This is a genomic window from Sphingopyxis sp. (assembly GCF_036402335.1).
Taxonomy (GTDB): domain Bacteria; phylum Pseudomonadota; class Alphaproteobacteria; order Sphingomonadales; family Sphingomonadaceae; genus Sphingopyxis.
This window is the reverse complement of record NZ_DASWTD010000388.1, coordinates 1-2800: the sequence shown is the minus strand read 5'-3', so window position 1 is coordinate 2800 and position 2800 is coordinate 1. Positions and strand designations below refer to the sequence as shown.

Below are 2800 nucleotides of genomic sequence, written 5' to 3'. Positions count from 1 at the left end.
ATACTTGCTCCAATGGGATATATCCCGACTTGATCCGGGGTCTGCCTGTCTTGAAGGAAAGGGCGGATCCTGGATCAGGCCCGGGATGACGGAGAGAGCGAAGCGGCCGATTGAGATGTGCACCTGAGATGTGCACCCCGGTGAAAGCCGGGGCCCATCTTCCGACGGCGCGACCGGGCCCCGGCTTTCACCGGGGTGCACGAGGGGGCAGCTCCCTGCCCGAAGGGCCGACGTCAGCCCTTCTGCCGCTCGCGCGCCCGGCGGAACCCCTCGCGCGCCGTGCAGCGCGCAAGCCATTTCTTCGTCGCATCGCCCAGCACATCGTCGGCGCCCAGCGTGTTTGCCAGAAACGCCGCATAGCCGATGACGATATCGGCGATGGTAAACCGTTCCGCGACGAGCCACTCGCGTCCGTCGCCCAGCGCCGCTTCGATGCTCTTCGCGCGGCCGCCGAAGAAAGCCTTGTAGTCGTCGACCGCCTGCGCCAGCCGCCGCTCCTCGGGCTCGACGCGCGTGTAGCGGATCATGATCGCGAGCGGGAAGGTCAGCGTTGCATCGCTGCGGTGCAGCCAGTTGCGCGCATCCCAATAATCGGTCTCGTCGCGGCGCACCTCGAGCGGCGTTCCCTCGGCGATCCGTTCGCAGATCGCCGCCGACTCGGTCATCAACCGCCCGTCTTCGACCCAGCCGGGGATCGTCATCAGCGGGTTCACCGCGCGATAATCGGGCTCGAACGCGCGCGGCGGAAATTTGAGCATTCGCAAATCGACGTCGATCCCGGTCTCTTCGACCGCCCACAGGCAGCGCAGCGAGCGGGCGTCGGGGCAATGGTAGAGGATCGGACGGGTCATGCGGCAACCTCCTTCGGCCGGTCGATATGGCGGCGATGCTCGCGCCAGGCGATGAACAGGCCCGACGCGACGATCAGCGGCGCGCCGACCCATGTCGTGTCGGCGGGCAAGGTGCCGAAGAACCACCAGCCGGCGGCAATCGCCCAGAGCAGGCTCGAATAATCCATCGGGATCACGACCGACACGGGAGCAAGGCGCAGCGCCCCGGTCAGCGACATCTGGACGATCGCGCCGAGGAAACCGAGCCCGATCAGCAACAGCCATTCGTGGCCGCTGTGCGGCACGAAGACGAAGGGCAGGGCGATGCCGAGCGGGATCATCGACAAGAGGCTGAACCAGAAGACGATCGTCGCGGCATTTTCGGTGCGGCCAAGGTCGCGCACGGCAATCGTGATCAGCGCTGTCATGATCGCGCCGGTCAGCGCGACGAGCGTGCCGACGCCATGCTCGCCGCCGAAGCCGCCGGCGAAGCTCGACAGCGGATCGAGCACGACAAGCACGCCGACAAAGCCGACGATCACCGCGCTCCACCGCTGCCACCCCGTCGCCTCGCCGAGCAGCAGCGCGGCAAAGATGACAGCAAAGATCGGCACCGACAGGCTGATCGTTGTCGCCTCGGCCATCGGCAGCAGGATCATCGCGCCGAAATTGCAGGCCATGCCGGTCAGGCCCATCAGCATGCGCCGTGCGTGCGCGCCGATCCGCGTCGTCCGCAGCGACGATAGCCCGCTGGTCGCCATCACCCAGGCGAGCAGGAAGGGCAGGACGAGCGCCTGCCGCCAGAACAGGCTTTCGACGATATGGACGCCCGCGGCGTCGATGTTTTTGACGAGCACGAACATCAGCGACAGGCTGACCATCGCGAGCAGCCGCAGCCCGATCCCGCCCAGATAATTTTGCGGGGGCCCGTCGCGCCGGGCGGGGGACGAGGCAGGGGAAGGCGCGGCGCTCATGCGAAATTGCGCATATCAGCCCGGCCCGCGTGCGCAACCCGTCATCCCCCTTGCCCGAACCGTTCAATCCGGCTAGTGGCGCACTCCGGCCTAGGGGTATAGCTCAGTTGGTAGAGCATCGGTCTCCAAAACCGAGGGTCGTAGGTTCGAGTCCTACTGCCCCTGCCAGGCCGCCATCAAGAGGCCACGTCCTCGCCCGTTGCTCCCTTCGCGGGACGGCAGGCTTTCAAGTCCGGGACGGCCCGGCAGCCTTTGAAGGAGGCTGTCATGGCCTGGATTTATCTTGGTATCGCCGGTGTGCTCGAAATCGTGTGGGCCTTTTCGATGAAGCAATCGGAGGGCTTTTCCCGACTCGCTCCCTCGCTGGTCACGCTCGTCGCGATGATCGCGAGTTTTGCCCTGCTATCGCTGTCGATGAAATCGCTGCCGCTCGGCACGGCCTACACGATCTGGACCGGGATCGGTGCGGTCGGTGCCTTTCTGGTCGGGATCTTCGTGCTCGGCGAACAGGCGAATGCGATGCGCATCGTCGCTGCGCTGCTGATCGTCGGCGGGCTGGTGCTGATGAAGATGTCCTCGCCCGCCTGACGGCGCCATAATCCGAGAGGCCACGTCCTCCCCGGTGCATCCGTCCCGACACCACCGGGCGGGTGCCCGGTATCAGGTCCGGGACGGCCCGGCGACTTCGAAGGAGGCCGCCGTGCTGTCCCAATCCGTGTCCGCCGCGAACAGCGGAGCGTCGTCCGCGCTGCTGCTCGAATATCTTCCGATCCTGATTTTCATGGGGGTCGCGCTGACCCTGTCGCTGCTATTCGTCTTTCTGCCGATGGCGGTGTCGCGTCTGACCGGCGCTCACGCGCCGGACGGCGAAAAGCTTTCGGAATATGAGTGCGGCCTCCCCGCCTTCCAGGCGCCGCGCAAGCCGTTCGACGTCCGCTTTTACCTCGTCGCGATCCTGTTCATCATCTTCGATCTCGAGGCTGCTTTCCTCTTTCC

The 2800-nt window shown here is 65.8% G+C and carries 4 protein-coding genes and 1 tRNA gene; 3 read left to right on the top strand and 2 right to left on the bottom strand.

All coding sequences use genetic code 11. The features are described 5' to 3' along the window. Nucleotides 1-233: 233 nt before the first annotated feature. Nucleotides 234-851, bottom strand: a complete 618-nt coding sequence (locus VGD20_RS12310; RefSeq protein ID WP_331134721.1) for a glutathione S-transferase family protein — start codon at nt 849-851, stop codon at nt 234-236. Then, nucleotides 848-1804, bottom strand: coding sequence for a DMT family transporter (locus tag VGD20_RS12305; protein WP_331134720.1), 957 nt, complete (start codon nt 1802-1804; stop codon nt 848-850). Before VGD20_RS12305 ends, VGD20_RS12310 begins: the two co-directional genes overlap by 4 nt. Before the next feature lie 92 nt (nt 1805-1896). Between VGD20_RS12305 and VGD20_RS12300 the strand changes: the two genes are divergently transcribed. The 3 genes from VGD20_RS12300 to VGD20_RS12290 all read left to right on the top strand — a co-directional run. Then, a tRNA-Trp gene (locus VGD20_RS12300) sits at nt 1897-1972 on the top strand. Between the two features lie 99 nt (nt 1973-2071). Further along, the gene (locus VGD20_RS12295) at nt 2072-2392 is read left to right on the top strand and encodes a DMT family transporter (protein WP_331134719.1); all 321 of its coding nucleotides are present in this window, start codon (nt 2072-2074) and stop codon (nt 2390-2392) included. 193 nt (nt 2393-2585) lie between these two features. Further along, the coding region (locus VGD20_RS12290; protein ID WP_331134722.1) for an NADH-quinone oxidoreductase subunit A at nt 2586-2800 on the top strand (215 nt) is incomplete at its 3' end.

What these genes read in the sequence shown, in the direction of transcription:
- VGD20_RS12310 (WP_331134721.1), bottom strand. Translation starts at nt 851, where the DNA reads ATGACCCGTCCGATCCTCTACCATTGCCCCGACGCCCGCTCGCTGCGC.
- VGD20_RS12295 (WP_331134719.1), top strand. Translation starts at nt 2,072, where the DNA reads ATGGCCTGGATTTATCTTGGTATCGCCGGTGTGCTCGAAATCGTGTGG.
- VGD20_RS12305 (WP_331134720.1), bottom strand. Translation starts at nt 1,804, where the DNA reads ATGAGCGCCGCGCCTTCCCCTGCCTCGTCCCCCGCCCGGCGCGACGGG.